General features: G+C 53.3%; 22 protein-coding genes. 17 read left to right on the forward strand and 5 right to left on the reverse strand.

From position 1 onward, the window contains the following. The first annotated feature begins 26 nt into the window (after nucleotides 1-26). The 17 genes from fliQ (at nucleotide 27) to ACS18Q_RS09680 (ending at nucleotide 14468) form a co-directional block, all read left to right on the forward strand. Nucleotides 27-296 (forward strand): flagellar biosynthesis protein FliQ, encoded by a 270-nt coding sequence (gene fliQ / locus ACS18Q_RS09600; RefSeq protein ID WP_004725108.1) that lies wholly within the window; start codon nucleotides 27-29, stop codon nucleotides 294-296. After that, nucleotides 296-1072: a flagellar biosynthetic protein FliR gene (fliR, locus tag ACS18Q_RS09605; protein ID WP_441257010.1), complete on the forward strand. Its 777-nt coding sequence runs from the start codon at nucleotides 296-298 to the stop codon at nucleotides 1070-1072. The genes fliQ and fliR overlap by 1 nt, the downstream gene beginning before the upstream one ends. Continuing rightward, the gene (flhB, locus tag ACS18Q_RS09610) at nucleotides 1069-2199 is read left to right on the forward strand and encodes a flagellar biosynthesis protein FlhB (RefSeq protein WP_441257011.1); all 1131 of its coding nucleotides are present in this window, start codon (nucleotides 1069-1071) and stop codon (nucleotides 2197-2199) included. The genes fliR and flhB overlap by 4 nt, the downstream gene beginning before the upstream one ends. A 27-nt stretch (nucleotides 2200-2226) precedes the next feature. Further along, nucleotides 2227-4320, forward strand: a complete 2094-nt coding sequence (locus tag ACS18Q_RS09615; RefSeq protein WP_441257012.1) for a flagellar biosynthesis protein FlhA — start codon at nucleotides 2227-2229, stop codon at nucleotides 4318-4320. Beyond that, complete coding sequence (locus tag ACS18Q_RS09620; RefSeq protein WP_441257013.1) at nucleotides 4313-5125, forward strand: diguanylate phosphodiesterase; 813 nt, start codon at nucleotides 4313-4315, stop codon at nucleotides 5123-5125. Before ACS18Q_RS09615 ends, ACS18Q_RS09620 begins: the two co-directional genes overlap by 8 nt. Before the next feature lie 185 nt (nucleotides 5126-5310). Further along, nucleotides 5311-6138, forward strand: coding sequence for a lateral flagellin LafA (gene lafA / locus ACS18Q_RS09625; RefSeq protein ID WP_004725103.1), 828 nt, complete (start codon nucleotides 5311-5313; stop codon nucleotides 6136-6138). A 455-nt stretch (nucleotides 6139-6593) separates the two neighbouring features. After that, the gene (gene fliD / locus ACS18Q_RS09630; protein WP_441257014.1) at nucleotides 6594-7931 is read left to right on the forward strand and encodes a flagellar filament capping protein FliD; all 1338 of its coding nucleotides are present in this window, start codon (nucleotides 6594-6596) and stop codon (nucleotides 7929-7931) included. A gap of 20 nt (nucleotides 7932-7951) precedes the next feature. After that, nucleotides 7952-8338: a flagellar export chaperone FliS gene (fliS, locus tag ACS18Q_RS09635; protein WP_441257015.1), complete on the forward strand. Its 387-nt coding sequence runs from the start codon at nucleotides 7952-7954 to the stop codon at nucleotides 8336-8338. After that, nucleotides 8322-8636, forward strand: coding sequence for a LafD (locus ACS18Q_RS09640; RefSeq protein ID WP_441257016.1), 315 nt, complete (start codon nucleotides 8322-8324; stop codon nucleotides 8634-8636). Before fliS ends, ACS18Q_RS09640 begins: the two co-directional genes overlap by 17 nt. Nucleotides 8637-8638: 2 nt before the next feature. Next, nucleotides 8639-9697, forward strand: coding sequence for a flagellar hook-length control protein FliK (locus tag ACS18Q_RS09645; RefSeq protein WP_441257017.1), 1059 nt, complete (start codon nucleotides 8639-8641; stop codon nucleotides 9695-9697). A gap of 23 nt (nucleotides 9698-9720) precedes the next feature. Beyond that, complete coding sequence (locus ACS18Q_RS09650; RefSeq protein WP_275722527.1) at nucleotides 9721-10224, forward strand: flagellar basal body-associated FliL family protein; 504 nt, start codon at nucleotides 9721-9723, stop codon at nucleotides 10222-10224. A gap of 10 nt (nucleotides 10225-10234) precedes the next feature. Next, nucleotides 10235-10963 carry a FliA/WhiG family RNA polymerase sigma factor gene (locus ACS18Q_RS09655; RefSeq protein ID WP_004725097.1) on the forward strand — a complete coding sequence of 243 codons (729 nt, stop codon included), beginning with the start codon at nucleotides 10235-10237 and terminating at the stop codon, nucleotides 10961-10963. A gap of 9 nt (nucleotides 10964-10972) precedes the next feature. Continuing rightward, nucleotides 10973-11830 carry a flagellar motor stator protein MotA gene (gene motA / locus ACS18Q_RS09660; RefSeq protein ID WP_004725096.1) on the forward strand — a complete coding sequence of 286 codons (858 nt, stop codon included), beginning with the start codon at nucleotides 10973-10975 and terminating at the stop codon, nucleotides 11828-11830. Next, nucleotides 11830-12822 (forward strand): flagellar motor protein MotB, encoded by a 993-nt coding sequence (locus ACS18Q_RS09665; RefSeq protein ID WP_441257018.1) that lies wholly within the window; start codon nucleotides 11830-11832, stop codon nucleotides 12820-12822. The genes motA and ACS18Q_RS09665 overlap by 1 nt, the downstream gene beginning before the upstream one ends. A gap of 74 nt (nucleotides 12823-12896) precedes the next feature. After that, on the forward strand, nucleotides 12897-13184 hold the full coding sequence (locus ACS18Q_RS09670) for a hypothetical protein (protein ID WP_004725094.1): 288 nt from the start codon (nucleotides 12897-12899) through the stop codon (nucleotides 13182-13184). 136 nt (nucleotides 13185-13320) lie between these two features. Further along, a complete protein-coding gene (locus tag ACS18Q_RS09675) occupies nucleotides 13321-13851 on the forward strand; it encodes a copper resistance protein NlpE (RefSeq protein WP_004725093.1) in 531 nt (176 codons plus the stop codon). Between the two features lie 341 nt (nucleotides 13852-14192). Further along, nucleotides 14193-14468: a hypothetical protein gene (locus tag ACS18Q_RS09680; RefSeq protein ID WP_004725092.1), complete on the forward strand. Its 276-nt coding sequence runs from the start codon at nucleotides 14193-14195 to the stop codon at nucleotides 14466-14468. A 438-nt stretch (nucleotides 14469-14906) separates the two neighbouring features. Here ACS18Q_RS09680 and ACS18Q_RS09685 read toward each other — a convergent pair whose 3' ends face one another. The 5 genes from ACS18Q_RS09685 to ACS18Q_RS09705 form a co-directional block, all read right to left on the reverse strand. Further along, on the reverse strand, nucleotides 14907-15284 hold the full coding sequence (locus tag ACS18Q_RS09685) for a hypothetical protein (RefSeq protein ID WP_441257019.1): 378 nt from the start codon (nucleotides 15282-15284) through the stop codon (nucleotides 14907-14909). 75 nt (nucleotides 15285-15359) lie between these two features. After that, on the reverse strand, nucleotides 15360-15929 hold the full coding sequence (locus ACS18Q_RS09690) for a hypothetical protein (RefSeq protein ID WP_441257020.1): 570 nt from the start codon (nucleotides 15927-15929) through the stop codon (nucleotides 15360-15362). A gap of 17 nt (nucleotides 15930-15946) precedes the next feature. Then, the gene (locus ACS18Q_RS09695; protein ID WP_441257021.1) at nucleotides 15947-16546 is read right to left on the reverse strand and encodes a hypothetical protein; all 600 of its coding nucleotides are present in this window, start codon (nucleotides 16544-16546) and stop codon (nucleotides 15947-15949) included. A 782-nt stretch (nucleotides 16547-17328) separates the two neighbouring features. Further along, nucleotides 17329-18093 (reverse strand): IclR family transcriptional regulator, encoded by a 765-nt coding sequence (locus ACS18Q_RS09700; protein WP_004725087.1) that lies wholly within the window; start codon nucleotides 18091-18093, stop codon nucleotides 17329-17331. 115 nt (nucleotides 18094-18208) lie between these two features. Beyond that, nucleotides 18209-19516, reverse strand: a complete 1308-nt coding sequence (locus ACS18Q_RS09705) for a TRAP transporter large permease (protein ID WP_014204717.1) — start codon at nucleotides 19514-19516, stop codon at nucleotides 18209-18211. Nucleotides 19517-19525 lie beyond the last annotated feature (9 nt).

Raw genomic sequence — 19525 nt, forward strand, 5'->3', positions numbered from 1 at the left:
GACTCGGCACATTTAAGGAACGCTGTATGACTCCAGAAACTGTCGTGACCCTGATTTCCAACGCCGTCTGGATGGTGATCCTGATTGTCGGTGTGTTGGTGGTGCCGGGTCTGATTGTTGGCCTCGGCATTGCGATTTTTCAGGCCGCCACCCAGATCAACGAACAGACGCTGAGCTTTCTGCCGCGCCTGATGGTGACGTTGTTGATGGTCATCTTTGCCGGTCACTGGATGCTACGTAAGTTCATGGAACTGTTTGATTTTCTGTTCCATAACATTCCGGGGATGATTGGCTGATGGAGCTGAGCTTTGCCGAGATTTCCAGCTGGCTTGGGCAACTGTGGTGGCCCTTTTTCCGTATCGGCGCCGTGTTTGTGTCGATGCCGTTTTTCGGTGACCTACTGATCCCAGTCTGGGTGCGCAGCCTGCTGGCCCTCTCCATCACCGTGATCACCGCGCCTTTGATGCCCGAGATGCCCGCGGTCGATTTAATGTCGATGACCTCGCTGTTTCTCGCGTTTGAACAGGCGGTGTGGGGGCTGATGTTCGGCCTGATTCTGCACATGCTGTTCACCGTCTTTACCCTACTCGGCCAAATTGTTTCGCTGCAAATGGGCCTTGGCATGGCGATGATGAACGACCCGGTGAACGGCCTGTCAGTCGCCATTCTCGGCCGCATTTTTCTGGTGTTCACCACCCTGCTGTTTCTGGCATTGGAAGGCCACGTAGTGGTGATTGATGTATTGATCCAAAGCTTTACCGTGTGGCCAGTCGGTTCCGGGATCACGATGTTGTCGCTGCAAGGCATCGTCCATATTTTCAGTTGGATGTTCTCGGCGGCGCTGGCGTTGGCGCTGCCAGCCATCGTCTCAATGCTGCTGGCCAACATCAGTTTTGGCGTGATGAACCGCGCCGCACCCAGCCTCAACGTTTACGCACTCGGCTTTCCGATGACCATGTTACTCGGCCTGTTCAGCGTGCTGATTTCAGTCTCCGGTGTGCCAGGGCGCTACGGCTCGCTGGTGCATGACACACTGCGCTTTCTCCATCAGTTTATGGCGGGGGGCGCATGAGCGATCAAGCTTCGTCTCAGGACAAAACCGAGAAGGCCTCGCCGCAGAAAGTCAAAAAGGCGCGCGAGCAAGGCCAGATTCCCCGCGCCAAAGAGTTCACCACTGCGGTGATTTTTCTCGCCGTGGCCATCTACTTCTACGCCCAGCTGCCCGCCATCTGGCAATCCATCGCGGGCGTGTTTCGCTATAACCTCTCGCTGACCCGTGCCGATCTCGACAATCCGATGCAGATGATTGAACAGTTGGGTCACAGCCTCGGTATGGTGATTGAGCTGCTGCTGCCGATGTTTCTGGTCATCATTGTGGTGACGCTCGCCAGCAGCATGATTCTCGGTGGCTGGCTGTTCCGCCCGGCCAACCTACTGCCAAAGCTGAGCAAACTCAATCCGATCAGCGGTATCAGCCGGATTTTCTCCACCCGCTCGCTGGTTGAACTGGTGAAATCGACGCTCAAAGTCAGCGTGATTTTCGCCGTGCTGTACGGCTATCTCGATAACCATCTGCAACCCATGCTGGGCATGCAGGGGCTGCCGCTCAATCAGGGCTTTATCCTGATCATGAGCATCCTGTTTGAAGGCTTACTGCTGATGGGCTTTGCCCTGTTGGTGTTTGGTGTGATTGACATGCCTTACCAGCGCTGGGAACACCTCAAAGAGCTGAAGATGACCAAGCAGGAGCTGAAAGAGGAATACAAAAACAACGAAGGCCGCCCGGAAATCAAACAGCGTATTCGCCAGATTCAGCAACAGTTCGCCCGTCGCCGCATCGACAAAATGGTGCCCCAAGCCGACGTGGTGATCGTCAACCCGACCCACTACGCCGTGGCGCTGAAATACGATCCGGCGCTGTCGGACGCGCCGTTTGTGGTCGCCAAAGGGGTGGATGAAACCGCGCTGCACATTCAGCGCCTCGCGCGCGACAACCAGGTCGAGATTATCCACTCGCCGCCGCTCACGCGTTCGATTTACTACACCACTGCCATCGAGCAGGCTGTGCCCAGCCAGCTCTATGTGGCGGTGGCCCATATTCTGACCTACGTCCTGCAGTTGAAAGCGTTTCGCAGCGGCAGCGGTGAACAGCCGCTACCACTGCCACACTTTTCGATTCCGAACCATCTGCAGTACTGATTTGCATTGAATGAAGGACTGATAACCATGCTCAACCGGTTAAAACAATGGCAAAACTCCGGCAAGGGATACCTCGGTATTCCGATTGTGCTGCTGATGGTACTGGCAATGGTCATTCTGCCACTGCCACCGCTCCTGTTGGACGCGCTGTTTACCTTTAACATCGTCCTGGCGATTCTGGTGCTGCTGGTCAGCACCACCGCCAAACGCCCGCTCGATTTCTCCATCTTCCCGACCATCTTGCTGGTCGCAACCTTGCTGCGCCTGACGCTCAACGTTGCATCAACCCGGATCGTGCTGTTGGAAGGTCACAACGGCGGCGACGCGGCTGGTAAAGTGATTCAGGCGTTCGGTGAAGTGGTGATCGGCGGCAACTACGTGGTCGGTATGGTGGTGTTCATCATCCTGATGATCATCAACTTCGTGGTGATCACCAAAGGGGGCGAACGGATTTCCGAAGTCTCGGCGCGCTTTACGCTCGATGCCCTGCCGGGCAAGCAAATGGCGATTGACGCCGACCTCAACGCCGGCCTGATTGACCAAGATACCGCGCGCGATCGCCGCCGCGAAGTGGCGAACGAAGCGGACTTCCACGGCTCGATGGACGGTGCGTCGAAATTTGTGCGCGGTGACGCGGTCGCCGGTTTGATGATTCTGTTCATCAACATCATCGGCGGGATCAGCATTGGCGTATTCGAACATGGCCTGCCTGCCTCTGAAGCGTTTAAAACCTACGCCCTACTGACCATCGGTGATGGTCTGGTGGCGCAGATCCCATCCTTGCTGCTGGCAACGGCCGCAGCGATTATCGTGACGCGCATTAACGACAGCGACAACGATATGTCGCAGACCATGCACAAGCAACTGCTGGCCACGCCGGCCACGCTGTTTACCGTCGCGGGCATCATGGTGGTGATCGGGATTGTGCCGGGTATGCCCCATCTGGCGTTTTTCACCTTTGCGGCGGCGCTGGCCTTTGCTGGTTGGCGTCAGGCCAAAAGCCCGGTGATCGACACCTCGTTCGATGAAGTCGAAGCGATATCGCAAGCGATGCAAAACGAAGGCGACGCGCCACTCAGTTGGGAAGACATTCCCCACGTGCAGACCTTGTCGCTGGCGCTTGGTTATCGTCTGGTGCATCTGGTCAATAAAGATCACGGCGCGCCGCTCACGCAGCGCATTCGCGGTGTGCGGCGTAACCTCTCCGAGCAGGTTGGCTTTTTGCTGCCGGAAGTGGCGATTCGCGACAACCTCAGCCTCAAGCCCAACCAATACACCATTTCGCTCAATGGTGAGCTGGTCGAACAAGGCTTGATTGAACCCGACCGCCTGATGGCGATTGCCGTGGGTGAAACCTATGGCGACATCGACGGCATTCTCGGCAGCGATCCGGCCTACAACCTGCCGGCGGTGTGGATTGAACACCCGCAGAAAGCGCGCGCGCTGAACATGGGTTATCAGGTGGTGGATGATGCCACCGTGGTGGCGACCCACATCAGCAAGGTGATGAAAACCCATCTGGCGGAGCTGTTTAACCACGACGATGTCGATGCGATGAACCAACGCCTGACTGCGCAAGCGCCGAAACTGGCGGAAGCGCTCGCCGCGGCGCTGCGTCCGGCGCAGCAGCTCAAAGTGTACCGTCAGCTGCTGCTCGATCAGGTGCCGTTGAAAGACATTCGCACCATCGCCAACACCATGTTGGAATCGTCGGAAAACACCAAAGACCCGATTCTGCTCGCCGCCGATGTACGCTGCGCCTTGCGCCGCACGCTGATTAACCTGCTGGCAGGTCAGAAGAACGAGATTCCGGTGTATGCCTTGTCCGACGAACTGGAGCAGATGCTGATGACCTCGCTGCATCAGGCACAGGCGAGCGGCAGTGTGATGCTGGACAGCTTCCCGATCGAACCGAACATTCTTGGCCAGTTCCAGCAGAACCTGCCGCTGATTAAGCAGCAGTTGAAACAGCAAGGCATGGCGCCGATCCTATTGGTGATGCCGCAACTGCGTCCGCTGATTGCCCGTTACGCGCGGACGTTCTCGCACGGACTGGCGGTGCTGTCGTACAACGAAATTCCAGAAAACAAACAGATCAACGTGGTAGGAAACCTTGGCTAATCTCTCTTCGCATCAAGCGCTGTACCATTATCTGCGCGACCTTATTGAGCAGCACATCGTCACGGAGGACGACGCGCTGGTGTTTGACGCCTTTCAGCGCAACGACATTCGCCACGCCTGTCAGGCGATTCGCGAAACACAAAGTGGCGAGGTGGAGTATCAACACCTCACGCTGCGGTTTGGCAGTCAGGGCGAACAGAGCGTGTATCAGTTTGAGCTGTCAGAGCCGATGGCGTTCTGTCTCGATCTCTACAGCCTGTATCTGGCGCTGCGTCAGTCGCGTTTTCAGATGGAAACCTTTCATCCAGATCTCATCAGCAACGTGGTGGTGCCGATTCGGGCCGATGCACTGTTGTGGCCAGCGGGCGCGCTGTTTCTCGACCAGATCCTGCAATTTCATCGCGCGGCGTTTGCCCATGTGGTGCCGTCGGTGCAGATCAACTTTGCCAACCCGCTGCACCCTGGGTTGGACGAACTGGTTGAGCAGGTTCGCGAGAACGCGTACGCGCTGTGGTTTGAACTCTACACTGCGGCAGAACACTTTGAGCAGATTGCGCGCTATAAGCCGGATATGCTCAAGCTCGCGGTGTCGCTGGAGAACAAAGAAGATCGCAGCGCCTTTCTGCCCATCGTGCGCTTTTTGCGTCAGCACCGCTTTAAATGGGTCGCCGGCCGCGTCGCCAGCCAGACCGAACTGAACCAGTACAAACTGCTCGGCGCGAGTTATTACTTTGGGTATTTCAGCGATATTCCGACGTCGCTGTCTTTTAAAACCTTCGATGACGCGGATAACGACAGCTGGTAACGCCTTGCTTGCCGCTCAAAATAGGGTGATTTCTGGAATAGACATCACCTTATCCCCGCCTTTTTCGCCCTTTTGTCAATTTTTTTCAATTTCTGATTAATGCTCGCCCGTAACCATCCGCCTCTAGTTAGTGAGCAGGGAATATCCCGAAGAGCCTGAAGATAGCGACAACCAAGGAGACTAAGATGGCTTTATCTATGCACACTAACTACGCATCGCTAGTTACGCAAAACACTCTGAACAGCACAAACAACCTAATGACGACTGCGATGGAACGTTTGAGCACTGGCCTTCGCATCAACTCTGCAGCGGATGACGCAGCGGGTCTGACGATTGCGAACAAACTGGAAGCACAAACGCGCGGTATGTCAGTGGCGATGCGTAACTCTCAGGACGCTATCTCGATGCTGCAAACAGCAGACGGCGCACTGGAAGAGCTGACGAATATCGCTTACCGCATGAAAGACCTTGCCACTCAAGGCGCGAACGGCACCAACGGTACCACAGAACTGGCCGCGCTGGATTCTGAATACCAAGAGCTGGAAGCCGAAGCAACGCGTATCCTGACGCAAACCACTTACGGTGCGGGTCAGCAACTGCTACAAGGCGGTAAACTGGCGGCAGCGGTGGATTTCCAAATCGGTGCGTCAGCGGCTGAAACACTGACTGTAGATATTTCAACGAACCTCGGTAACGTGGACTTCACCACCACAGGTGCGCTGACCACAAACGCGGCATCTAACGCGGAAATCACTGTGATTGACGGTCTGTTTGACACCATCAACACCGTGCGTTCAACACTGGGTGCGAACATCAACCGTCTGGACCACACCATCAACAACCTAGCGAACGTGTCTGAAAACACCGCCGCAGCGAAAGGCCGTATCACAGATGCTGACTTCGCGGTTGAATCATCAAACATGACGAAGAACCAAATGCTGATGCAAGCCGGTACTACCGTACTGTCTCAGACTAACCAGATTCCAAGCATGGCCATTTCACTGCTTCGCTAAGCAGCGACGCCATACATCTGTACGTTTGTATTTGCCTCCTGCTCGCTGGGAGGCTTTTTTCCGTTTTACTTTTTTCGTGGCGCCTGTCCTCTTCCTTTTCGACAACATAGCCGGCGCCTTTTTTCCTTTGCTTTCATCGGGTCGATTCCGACCTCATTTTCTTCCTTTCGCCCTTAATTCCCAGCGCCAAACGGTCGCATTACCCCGTAGAGAAACCTTGATTTCCAAAGAACTGATTTGCAAGGAATCGATTTCTGAGGAAAAGCGGAACTGCCGATGAGGAAACACCGCTTCCGTTTTTCACCGATTAATTTAATAAGTCACTGTTTTACAAGAATTTAATCCATGGCACACATCTTGCGAATTTAGCGACAGGTTCTATCAAACCCGACACGCTACCGCGACATCTGATGTGCGCACCACGGTAAGCAGACTGAGCAACAGGGAGCGCCCAAATGAGTTCATTGGATCCAATCACCATGGCAACACAGCTGGCTACATACGATGTGCAGTCATTTCAACAGCGTTATCAAACGCAATCGACCCAATACCAGTCTCAATTGACGGCGTTGGGCAAAGTGGAAACCGCCCTGCGCGCGTTTCGCACGGCGATCACTGAAATGAATAGCTCCACCAGCAGCATCGTGAAAAACAGCGCCACCGTCTCGCAAGAAGGTTACTTCTCGGCCACGGCCGATGCCAATGCGCTGGCGGGCAGCTATCAGGTGTTTGTGGAGCAAGTTGCGACCGCGCATCAGGTGTCGGCCAGTATGCCCGCGAACCTCGATGCCACCACACAAGTGCCGACCACCGGCACCCTCGATTTCACCATCAACGGCGAGACCATGACGCTGGATCTCTCGACCCTCGACAGCGACGGTGATGGGGTGGCGACCATGGCAGATTTGGTGTCGGCGATTAACAACGACAGCAACAACCCGGGTGTGAACGCGACGCTGGTACGCTCGAACGGCCAAACCTATTTCATGCTATCGAGCACCGAAACCGGCGTGGCCAATTCGGTCAACGTGGCCGTCTCCGGCACTGGCCAGAGCTGGTTTGAAGATGCGTTGACCAACCTCAACGAGATCAGTGCGCCGCAAGATGCCGTGATTTGGCTTGGCGCCCAAGGCACCGGCCTACAACTGACCAACAGCAGCAACACCTTTGAAGGCGTGATCAACGGCGTCGACCTGACCGTGACCAAAGCGCAAACCAGTGGCGAAGCGCCATTGAGCCTTGCCGTCGGAGCGGATCAGGAAGGCACCAAAGAGCAGATGAATAAGATCATCGAGGCCTACAACAGCCTGATGAAAACCATCGATACCTACACCTCGATTGGCGGCGAAGATGCCCAACGCGGCGTGCTGGCGAGCGACCCGACCATTCGCTCGATTGAGAGCCAACTGAAAACCTTAGTCCGTGGCGAATTTGAAGGCATGCGCCTGAGCGATCTTGGCATCGAAATCAGCCGCGACGGCACGATGAAAATCGACGCCGACAAATTCGAAGACGCGCAAACCACCAATACCGCGGCGCTGGAATCGTTCTTTAACGGCGACGGCAACTTGCTCGACAGCCTGAATTCGCTGCTTGACCCCTACCTGCAATTTTCTAACGGCCTGTTTAAGTCACGCAAAGATGCGCTGCAACAGAATATCAGTCGCATTGAAGACAAACAGACGGCACTCGAGCGCAAATACGACATGGCGTATGACCGCTACCTGAAACAGTTCACGCAAATGAACCAACTCATAACCAAGATGAACCAGACCATGTCGATGTTCGGCTAAGTCTGGCGAGGAGACGTTTTATGTTAATGGACTCGGGCTACGACTCGTATCAACAAGTCGATTTAGATGCACAAGCCGCCGCCGCCACCCCGCATCAGTTGGTGGTCATGCTCATTGACGGCCTACTCAACGAGATTGAACGCATTCGCGGCCACATCAGCGTGGGGCGATTGGCAGAAAAAGGCGCGGGCATTAACAAGTGCATGAACATTCTGATCGGCCTCGACAGCGCGCTCGATATGGAGAGCGGTGGCGAGCTGGCAGCTAACCTGCACCAGTTGTACGACTTCTGTCAGGTGGAGCTGTATCAGGCCAGCGTGCAGAACGATGTGGAACGCCTCAGCACCGTGGAAACGGTGATGGGCAATATCAAAGAAGGATGGATGAATTTTGGTCAACACGCATAAGGTTTCCCCTGAGCGATTCCGCCACCTTTCTCAGCGGATCACCATCGCGACAAAATTGCAGGATTGGAGCGCGCTCGCCCGCTACGACAGCGAGCTGCGTGAACTGCTGCAATACCACAAGCCGTTTCTGCGCGACCCACAACTGGCGCCGCAAATCGCCAAAGCCAAAGCGGCGCATCAGGCGGCTTTAGCCGCCCTGAAAGTGGCAACCGCGGAACTGGAATCGGACATGGTACAGGTCGGCGCGCAGCAAGAGCGCGCCCTTGCCTATCAGCTCGCCATGACCATGGAGGGTTAAACATGCAAGCCATGACGCCTTCCGCCAACCATTCGCCAGCCAGCCATTCATCAACAAGCCGTGCGGCACCGGCCAGCTCATCGTCGCGCAGCGACAAATCGGATGCCGCATCGGAGATTCATCAAGCGCGCTCGTTTGGCGACGCCGATGCCAGCAAAACAAGCCGCTTTACGCTGGGCCAGCCTGCCCGATCGTTGCAGTCATCCAGCGACGAACAACCAGAGTCGGCGCTGACGACTCACCCCCAAGAAGAACTGGTCGACCTGACCGCGCTGGCGGCGCTGCTAAGCGCCCATCAACCTATCCCAACGCAGGCTCAGTGGGTCAAAGGGTTTGCCGAGAACCATCGCGTCGGCGGCGCAAACACCGCAAATACTGCCGCGGCGCAAAACGCAAATGCAGCGGCACCATCGGCAACAGGACAATCAGCAGCGGGGTTATTCAACGCGCAATCTGCGCTGGCCACCAGCGAGAGCCAACCCGTTGCGACCAAAGCTGCGCTCCCGCTCGACAGTGCGTTAAACGCGGCGCTCAATCAGGTTCTCAACCCGGCATCTGGCGCGGCCAGCAACGCTCAAACGCAAACTCAGGTTCACGCGCCGAGTGCCACCACAACGGTCAATGCGCCGGAATGGGCCAGCGTGCGCATTGATACCCAAGCGGGCAAATGGGGCGAGCAGATGCTGCAAGTGCTGCATGACCGCGTCACGCTACAAGCGCAGCAGCACCTGCAAGAAGCCAAGATCCGCCTCGATCCGCCCGATCTCGGCAAGCTGGATTTGGTGGTGCGCGTGGAAGGCGATCGCCTCAGCGTGCAGATCAACGCCAATGCCGCGGCGACCCGTGAAGCGCTGATGCAGGTGTCTGATCGCCTGCGCGCCGAACTGCAAAGCCAGAACTTTGTGCACGTTGATGTCAATGTCGGCGCCGATCAAGGCGGCCAGCGCCAATCCTCGTCTCAGGATGAGGCCGCGACCCACCCCATTTTCGCGGCGCGCGACACTGGCGACGAGCCGTTTACCGCTTCTCTGTCTGAGCACTGGCTCAGCACTCACGCCTAAGGTTTCAACGAGGAATAAAGGTTATGACCAAACAGCAACTTATTACCGTGTTTATCATGATGATCATCACCAGCGCCCTCGTCTCTGCGGGAACCGTGTTTGGCGGCATCTGGTATCTCAAGCAGCAAAGCGCGCAGCAAGAACAGCCGGACAGCGACTGGCTGGCGAACTCACCGCTGGCGTTTTTAAGCGACACCCCCCCATCGCCCAAAGCGCCGAGCTTTCATTCGCTGGATAAAGTGGTGCTAAGCGTGAAAGGCAAAAATCAGAACCATTTTCTGATGCTGGAAATCGCGGTCGAAACTCGTCATCCGGAACGCATCGCCAACATTGGTGATTACATGCCGGTGGTGCGCAATTCACTGATCAAACTGTTCAGCGACAAAACCTATGAAGATTTGCAGCAGGACGGTGCGATTGAGCACCTGCAAAACGAGGTCAAGCTGACCATTCTCAACGCCTTTGAGAAGACCGACATTCTGCGCGACATCGACGATGTGCTGCTGACCAAATACGTCGTGCAGTAAGGACGCGCTTATGTTGGATATGCAATATCAGGACGAATATGCCATGGCGGACGAGGTCGCCTCGCCGACACAGCCGATCGATGAAAACCGCCTGCTCAGCCAGTATCAACACTTGGTGAAGCGGGTCTCGAACCAACTGCGAGTACACGCCACCACGCATTGCAGCCTTGAAGACATGCAACAGATTGGCCTGATTGGCCTGCTGGAAGCCGGTCGCCGTTACGGCAACATTGACGACCCGAACTTTCCTGCGTTTGCGGTGTGCCGCATTCGCGGTGCCATTCTCGATGAACTGCGTCGGTTGGACTGGCGATCGCGCAAAACGCGCCAACAAGCGCACGAACTCAACGACGTGACCCGCGATTTGACCCGCAAACTGGGTCGCCAACCCAGCGATCGCGAAATCATCGCTGCGCTGGGCACCGATGAGCAGGATTACTACGCGCGCTTAAATGCCTCCTTAGCGGGGGAAATGCAGAGCTTGGATCAGTTGATAGACACGGGCGTTGAGCAATTTGCTGACGGCCATTACGACGGCATGACGCACGAGCACATTCGCCGCAGTTTAGAACAGGCGGTCGGCCAACTGAGTAAACGTGACCAACTGCTGTTGACCCTGTTCTATCAACACGAACTCAACTTACACGAAATCGCGCTCGTGCTCGATCTGACGCCGCCTCGCATCTGTCAGCTACACAAACAGGCGCTCAAACAACTCAACCAATATTTGTCCTCTTAGGAGTCACTTATGCAAAAGTTTCTTGGTGCCATCATTGTTCTGATGTGTGTATTCGGCGGTTACGTTTGGGCGGGCGGCAGCCTGACGGCGATTTGGCAGCCAGCGGAATTTCTCATCATCGCCGGGGCGGCACTTGGATCGCTGATCATCGGTAACCCGCCGCAGGTACTCAAAGAGATGCGCCGCCAACTGCGCATGATGTTGTCGCAGCCGAAAAATGAGCAAGCGTATTACATGGAGCTGATGGCGGTGCTGCAAGTGCTGCTGGAAACCGTGCGTAGCGGCGGCTTTAAATCCCTCGATAAGCACATTGAAAGCCCCGACCAAAGCCCGATTTTTGCTCGCTACCCGTTGGTTGCGCGTGATTATCGTCTGGTTTCGTTCATTACCGACAACCTGCGCTTAATGGCGATGGGGCAGATGTCGCCTCATGAACTGGAGGGGCTGCTAGAACAGGAAATCGACGCCATTCAGACCGACCTACTGCTGCCATCGCGTTCGATGCAGCGCACCGCAGAAGCACTGCCGGGCTTTGGCATTCTGGCGGCGGTCGGCGGCATCATCATCACCATGCAAGCCATCGATGGGTCCATCGCCCTCATCGGTTACCACGTTGCTGCGGCACTGGTGGGCACCTTTATCGGCATTTTTGGTTGTTACTGCTGTCTGGATCCGGCGAGTAACGCCATGGCTCAGCGTGTGAAACGCGACATGTCGGCTTTTGAATGCGTGCGCGCCACGCTGGTGGCCTACGTGGCGAAGAAACCGACCCTGCTGGCGATTGACGCAGGGCGCAAGCATATTCAGCTAGACATTAAACCAACCTTCAACGACATGGAGAAATGGCTAGCGGAGCAGGAGGGATAATGCAAAAACAGGAGCATGTCGTATTCAAGCGCTCAACTCGCAGTCACGACGAGCCTCACCATGGCGGCGCGTGGAAAGTCGCCATGGCCGATTTTATGATTGCGCTGATGGCACTGTTTCTGGTGCTGTGGGTGATGCAGGTGGTGAATAAAGAAGAGCGCAAAGCGATTGTCGCGCATCTGCACAGCGCCAGCGTGTTCGATCGCAGTTACGGCAACCCGTTTGATACCTCGCAAAGCATCTCTCCAATCGACTTGGCTTCGGAATCGTCGGTGCCCAGCAAGCACGATGCCAACCACACCGTGACCTCGTTTTATAACGGCAACGGCAATGGCCCGGAATCGGATGCGATCATTCCCGGCAACTTCGATACCCAGGAACAGCTGACCATTCTGGCTAAAGTGATTGAAGCCATGATGCGCCAGATCAGCGCGCAAGGGAACGTGCACGTCTCCGTGACGCCGCAAGGGCTGCGCATTGTGCTGCAAGACGACTACAAACAGCACATGTTCAGCCGTGGTGGCACCGAGCTGACGCCGTTTTTTGAAGATCTATTGTTGGCGCTGGCACCGGTCTTTCAGCGGGTGGAAAATCCGCTCATCATCAGCGGCCACACCGACTCTACCGCGTTTAAGCAGCGTTTTAGCCATCGCACCAACTGGGAGCTGTCGGCCAACCGCGCCAACATTGCGCGCCAGACGTTGGTGGCTGGCGGCATGCCAGAACAGCGTGTATTACAGGTCACCGGCATGTCGGATCGCGCTTTACTGAACCCCGACGAACCAGATGGCAGTGAAAACCGCCGTATTGAACTGTTTGTGTTGACCACGCCTGCCGCGCAGGTGCTGGAAACCTTCTTTGGCAATCAGCAACCGGGCGAGTTGGACAAAGCGCGCAATCAAGCGCAGTTCAATCAGCCGGTGCTGCGTCAAGAAACCATACAGTATTCAACCCCGGTCGAGGCCACAAAACAGTCCGACCAACCGTTGTAACGCGTCCCCTGCCCGACGCCTGAGCCTCGGGCAGCTTTCCCGGTTCCATGACCCTTTTGATTACCGAGCACGTTATGTATCAGCAGCCCCGCAAACCCACGCAAACCGACGGCTTGAAAAAAGCCTTCCTCTGGCTGATCGTCATCGATTACTGCCTGCTGGGGCTCTTTTTGCTGCAACTCACCAGCCTGACACTGCACGCAGGCACCAGCATCAGTTTGCTGCTGATGATGTACAACATTCTGCTCAGCTTTCTCTGCTTTCAGCGCACCGACAAGCAGGAGTCTTACATCATCTACCCGACGCTTTCGGCAACGCTGCTGGCGTTCATCTGCTTCTTATATTTCTTTTTTTTGATATAAGCAGCCGAGATATAACAGCTTTCTGACAGCCTCGGCCAAAAGTATGACGACAGACTGACGCATCTGACATTTCTCTGTTGAATAATACTCATCAACAACAACGTCCACACGTTCACTCGATAGATAAGGAAAGATGATGAAAAAAGCGATGTTCGCCCTAAGTGCACTGACTTTTATTTTGGCGGGCTGTGACACGGCTGATACAGCGGCAACGCAAGCAGAATCTCAACCCACCGTGGATACGCTGCCAACGGCAGTCAGCAACGCAGTTTCAACCGTCACCGACACCGTTTCAGCCGCCGCAGGCGCCGTTGCAGAAACCGTCGAAGCCGGTCACAACGCCTTCAACAGCCTTGATTGGCAAGGCACCTACAAAGGCACGCTGCCTTGCGCCGATTGCGCTGGCATCGACTACACCCTGACGCTTAGCGAAGACGAAACCTACACCCTGACACAGGTTTACCAAGGGAAAGAGGAAGACGGCGGTCAATTTACATCAAGCGGCAAATTCCATTGGGACACCAAAGGCAGCGTGATCACGCTGGAAGATGGCTCTGAAACACCAAACCAGTACTTCGTCGGTGAAAACCTGCTGATGAAACTCGACATCAACGGCGAGAAAATCACCGGCGATATGGCCACACTCTATAACCTGAAAAAACAATAAGTCGTCGCGGATTCACCGCCCCTCGAACTCAAAACGCCAGCATGATGCTGGCGTTTTTTTATGGCGCTGAAACTGGCGGTAAAACGTGACATTGAAACATAATATTGAATATGGCGTAGCACGCCGATTCCCCAAGTGTTTCACCTCGCGACTCGCCTGTTTTTCTCATCGCCCGCCGCCATCGTCACGCTGGATTTGTCTGGCTGATCGCAAGTTTTATTTTGTTCTGAGGACGTCAAACTTACTTTTCACAAACTAAAATCAAAATGTGATCTCGATTAATAAACCACACAAAAAGCAGGAGTATTTTAACTTGGCATGACGTTTTTGGGGGAGTAGCCATGACTGCATCGAAAATGTTTCTAAGAGATTTTCTTGGCTTAGTTTTAATTGTTTCTACCGTACTTGCTTTGCTCAGTGTTTTGTTGGATCTACTGGCTTTGATGGCCTATTTCAACCACGAAACACAAGTCGCCACCGTGTTATTTGACGAGTCGTTCTACATGTTGGTGTTCTTTGTTCCACCCTACTTTATCGCTAAATACATTAACCGCACCGACGTGGTGAAAGCGGTGGATGAATATCAGCTGATGAAGAGTAAAAGTGAAATCATGTAAGTGATGATGCACGCGACAACAATCACGTTGAACGTAAGGGTTTGGTGGGGATTGTGTGTCGCGTTTGTGTTTCTATCGAATGCGTTTTGGTTGAGTTTGAAAAGGGTGTTTGAGGTTTGAGGTTTGACGCGTTTTCGCATCATCGAATCACGCAGCTTAGTTTGTCACGCGCCAGTTACTCTTTGCTGGCACAAAGAGTAACCAGAAAATGCCTGTTGATTCTTTGTCGTTGCCCGGGACGGTTTTAGGCGTTCCCGACGCCGAAAACCTAAAAATTCATCCATGAATTTTTCCCTAGTGAAAGGGGATTCAATAACAAAGCTGATTTCATGAAGGATCCAAAGACAAGATTAGCAATCTGTACTGTAAAGAAAAATCCCAATGCATAGTGAAAATGCCATGCGTTGGGAATTTCTTAAACAGTCTGTTATGTCGGTGCTACATTGCTATCCACGAATCAGAGCCTTCTGCATATAGCTTGACACTATTTCCAACACACTTGAATTTATAGGCCTTACCAAAATCATTCAAATATGTCATCGATATATTCCCTTTATCCACACCAATATATCCAAGACGATCCTTCTTATAATGGGTGACGGTACTAATATTTTCTCTACATTGCTCAATAGCACTTTGTGAAGGCTGTTCATCTATTGAAGCATTCCTTTTGACTGCTACATCGCTATTTTTAGTTCCATCTTGTGTTTTGTCCCCAAAGACAACATATAAAGTGAGAACAGTCAGAACGATAACAAACCAAATTTTATTCTTACTCGTAACGGAATTATTCTTCCAAGGGTCTTTTTCTTTCATTCTAGCTTCCATTTAACATAACGCCACGCGTGCCAAGTCCCTCTTTAACACTTTGTTAGGCGCCCCCCTCCCCAGCTAAAACACCTCTTCATCCGGGGCAAATTCCTTAGGCCGCTTGGCATCTTTTTCGGCTTTCACTTCGGAAACCAAATCGTTCATGAACCACTTGCCATTCATGTCCTGGAAGTCGGCCATTTGAACTCGCATCAAATACAAAACGCCACCGTTGTGTGTCTCATATGCTTTGGTGCCATCGAGCAAAGTTAGCTTTTCAGGAAAAGTACGGATTGTGTACATAGGGTTTTGCTCGCCAAACTCCTCCCCTATGACTTTGAAATCATCGCCACCCAAAACAAATTTTGTTTTATTTCGGAAACAAAGTTCTACTTTCTCGTAGCTATTTCCTTTGAGAAGCTCAGCAGTCTGCAGAAGTATCCGAAAGACATCCATTGCACTACCTTCTCCGGATAAGTTATTGACGCAATATCTCAGATTCTTCCCAGACTTGAACAAGTTAAAATCAACGCTTGTGTTTCTCGAATCATTTGCCAACACGGATTTTTCTTCAGCTTTAAGTTGTCCTCCGCATGCAGCAAACGATATAGATGCCATTGCGATAATGATGACTTTTTTTATCATATCCATTCCCCCTATCCGATCAACTAGAACGCATCGGCATCTGATTCAAGATCTCCGCGCTCAATTTCCTTCTTCGCCACCAAGAACTGAGGGCTTTCATACCCGATTGTTAAGTATCCCTCACCGCGCCGCTTGCCCTTAAGTTGGACAGAAATCACGCCACCTGCGTAATCAAAAATTGATAGATACATCCCACAACCAGAATAATTTAGGCATTGATAAAACTCATCAGCATCGTCGTACAGACCGCCGCCCACTCTCTCATAGTGCGTAGAAGGCGAACCGTACTTTTTCGTGAGAAGGCTTTTGACTTGTTCGTAGGTAGACTTGCCCTTTGAGCCATAAATATCATCTCTAAAGTCCGTAGACACTGCCGCCGCCTTTACAAGTCTTCCCTTGTAGGTCACGGCCCCATAGTTTTCCGCTTTGGACCAAGCTTTAGGCGCCGAGACCGAGGAGAAAACTCTAAGTCCCTCGGAATCACTTACTTGCGTAAATCCCAACTTTTTCAATCCAGCCTCAGACATTCCCCATGACAGCCCAAATGGTTCAGGAAATGTATCTGCCGCTTGAGCCACCGCAGCTACTATAGCCAGCAGCAGTCCTACCAAAAATTTCCCCATGGCTTTGCTCCTCCGTCTTTAGTTTTTCAATTCGGCAAGTACCGACATCGTACCTCTGGCCCCAAGTGGCGCCTCACAGCCATTATTAAACAAACCATATCTGTATAACTTTCAAAAAACACAGAATCAGTCTATTTAACATCGAACAAAACAACGTACATCATCAATCACTAATGCAAACCAGTCAAAACCCCAACCGCCAAAACGTGCCGTAAGTATCAAACCCATGCAACGCTAGAGAAACTACCGACTCGCGTATCAATAGGGAAAAATTCATGGAAGAATTTTTAGGTTTTCGGCGTCGGGAACGCCTAAAACCGTCCCGGACTGCGACCACAAAACCAAGGCACTTTCTGGTTACTCTTTGTGCCAGCAAAGAGTGACTGACGCGTGACAAACCAAGCAGCGAGGTTCGATGAACATCAAACGCGGCAAACCTCAAATAGCAAAACAACCAACCATCCCGCACATACCGAAACTATCATCCATGCAACCCCAACGAAACGCCCTATCCGCCTCATCCATAGGGAAAAATTCATGGATGAATTTTTAGGTTTTCGGCGTCGGGAACGCCTAAAACCGTCCCGGACTGCGGCCACAAACCCAAGGCACTTTCTGGTTACTCTTTGTGCCAGCAAAGAGTGACTGGCGCGTCACACCGCAAGCCACCTATTTCCCTAAAAACAAAACGCGACAAACCCACCCAGCACATCCCAAACCACAGTTCGCAAAAACAAAAAAAGACCATCAAACGATGGCCTTCCTCTTCCAAAACACAACATTCACAAATTCTGACTGAGCTGCCCCGCCACACTCAACAACTGCGTCTTGGTGTGTTCAATATCCTCAATGTGATGATGCACCGTATTGGAGTTCAGCGTCATGTACGGCACCGTGATCACCGCCATCACTTCCCCTAGCACACCGAAAATCGGCACACTGATGTTGGTCACTCCGGAGATCTGTGGGCTTTCGCCGATGTAAAACCCTTGCTCGACGGTTTTGTCGATGTGGCTTAGCGCATGTGCCACTTCATCAGCCGTGGCGCGCGCTTTTTTGAGGATCTCTTTCCGCTGCTTTGCTTCACTGAAACTGAGCAGCACAATCCCCGACCCCGACGAACAGATATCAATCTTCGAGCCCAAACGCAGGCTGAATCCCATTTTGTACGGGCTCTCTTCGCGGGCAATCACCAGCAGCTCACCATTTTTGTAGCTGCACAAATGGCACGATTGATTCACCTTGTGACACAAGGCTTCCATCAGCGGGTTGGCGCGTTTAAGCAACTGCGCAATCGGCGGGTGTTGGTTGGAGAGTGCGAACATCTTCAGCGTGAGTGAATAGCACGAGGTTTCGCTGTCGTACTCGATATATTGCCGCTCCATCAGTACCGACAACATGCGAAAGATTTCATTAATACTGCGGTTTAGTTTTTCTGCGATCTGCTTTTTCGACAGCGGTTCTGACTGCTCGGCCAGCAGTTCGAGGATCTCAAGCCCCTTCTCTAACGCAGGCGCCCGATATTCTGTTTTCTTATTGCTTTCCATAGGAATTCTTACTCAACACGACCGCCTAAGAGTACTACAAGCCGCGCGCGGCCGCTATTGCACGCCGCGCTTGTTCAACGGCAAGCACCCACACCATGAGTGCTTGCTCAGGGTTTTATTTAATCAGCCCCATCATTTCTGGCAACGTCATGGAAATGGCCGGAATGTACGTGACCAAGCCCAATACAAACACAATCACTAGGAAGAACGGCAGCAGCGTTTTGATGACGTGGTCGATGCTGATCCCGCTGACTTTACAGCCGGTAAACAGAATCGGCCCAACCGGCGGTGTGATGGTGCCCAGCGACAGGTTAAACACCAGCAAAATACCAAACTGCACCGGATCCATCCCCAAGCTGACACAAATCGGCAGGAAGATTGGCGTGAAAATCAGCACCGCTGGCGTTGGGTCCATAAACGTACCGACAAACAGCAGCACCAAGTTGATGATCAGCAAAATGATGATCGGGTTGTCGGTCAGAGACATCAGACCATCGGCGATCATGCCCGGGATCTGCGTAAACGCCATCACCCACGACATAATCGAAGACGTTGCCAGCATGAAGATAACAATTGCCGACATCTTCGCGGTATTGAGGAAAATTTCTGGCAGCTTGCGTAAATCCAGCGCGCGATAACAAAGGCTAAGAAACAGCGAGTAGACCACCGCAATCGCCGAGGCTTCCGTCGCGGTAAAGATACCGCCAAGAATCCCGCCAATCACCACGATGATGAGCGACAGGCTCGGAATCGCGTCCATAGTCACTTTCACGCAGTCTTTCAGCGTCATGCTGTTTTTAGCGATGTAACCACGGCGTTTGGCCATAATGCCCGCCACAATCATCACGCCCAAGCCCCATAAAATGCCCGGCACATAACCGCCCATAAACAGCGCCGAAACTGACACGCTGCCCGCCACGGTCGCGTACACAATCAAAGTGTTGCTGGGTGGAATCAACATGCCCGTCGGTGCCGAGGCAATGTTCACCGCGGTGCTGAATGCAGTGTCGTAGCCTTCTTTTTTCTGGATCGGAGACATGATGCCGCCGACCGCTGCGGCCGAGGCCACGCCCGAGCCACTGATCGAACCAAACAGCATGTTCGACACCACGTTGGTTTGCGCCAATGACCCCGGAAAGAAGCCGCTGACAATTTTGGAGAAGTTAATCAGCCGTATCGCGATACCGCCGTTGTTCATGATGTTGCCGGCGAGAATAAAGAACGGAATCGCCAGCAAAGCAAACGAGTCCAAGCCGACAAACATCCGCTGCGCCGATGTCACCATCGCGCCCTGCCCCGGCAAAATCACCAGCATGGCCGCGAACGAGGAAATCCCGACGCTGATCGCAATTGGCGCGCCAATCACCAAGAAGAAAATCACGCCACAAAACATAATCAGCGACGCTGTGAGAGCTAAATCCATCCTAGGCTC

Source organism: Vibrio sp. Vf1514, assembly GCF_052076135.1.
Lineage (GTDB): Bacteria > Pseudomonadota > Gammaproteobacteria > Enterobacterales > Vibrionaceae > Vibrio > Vibrio furnissii.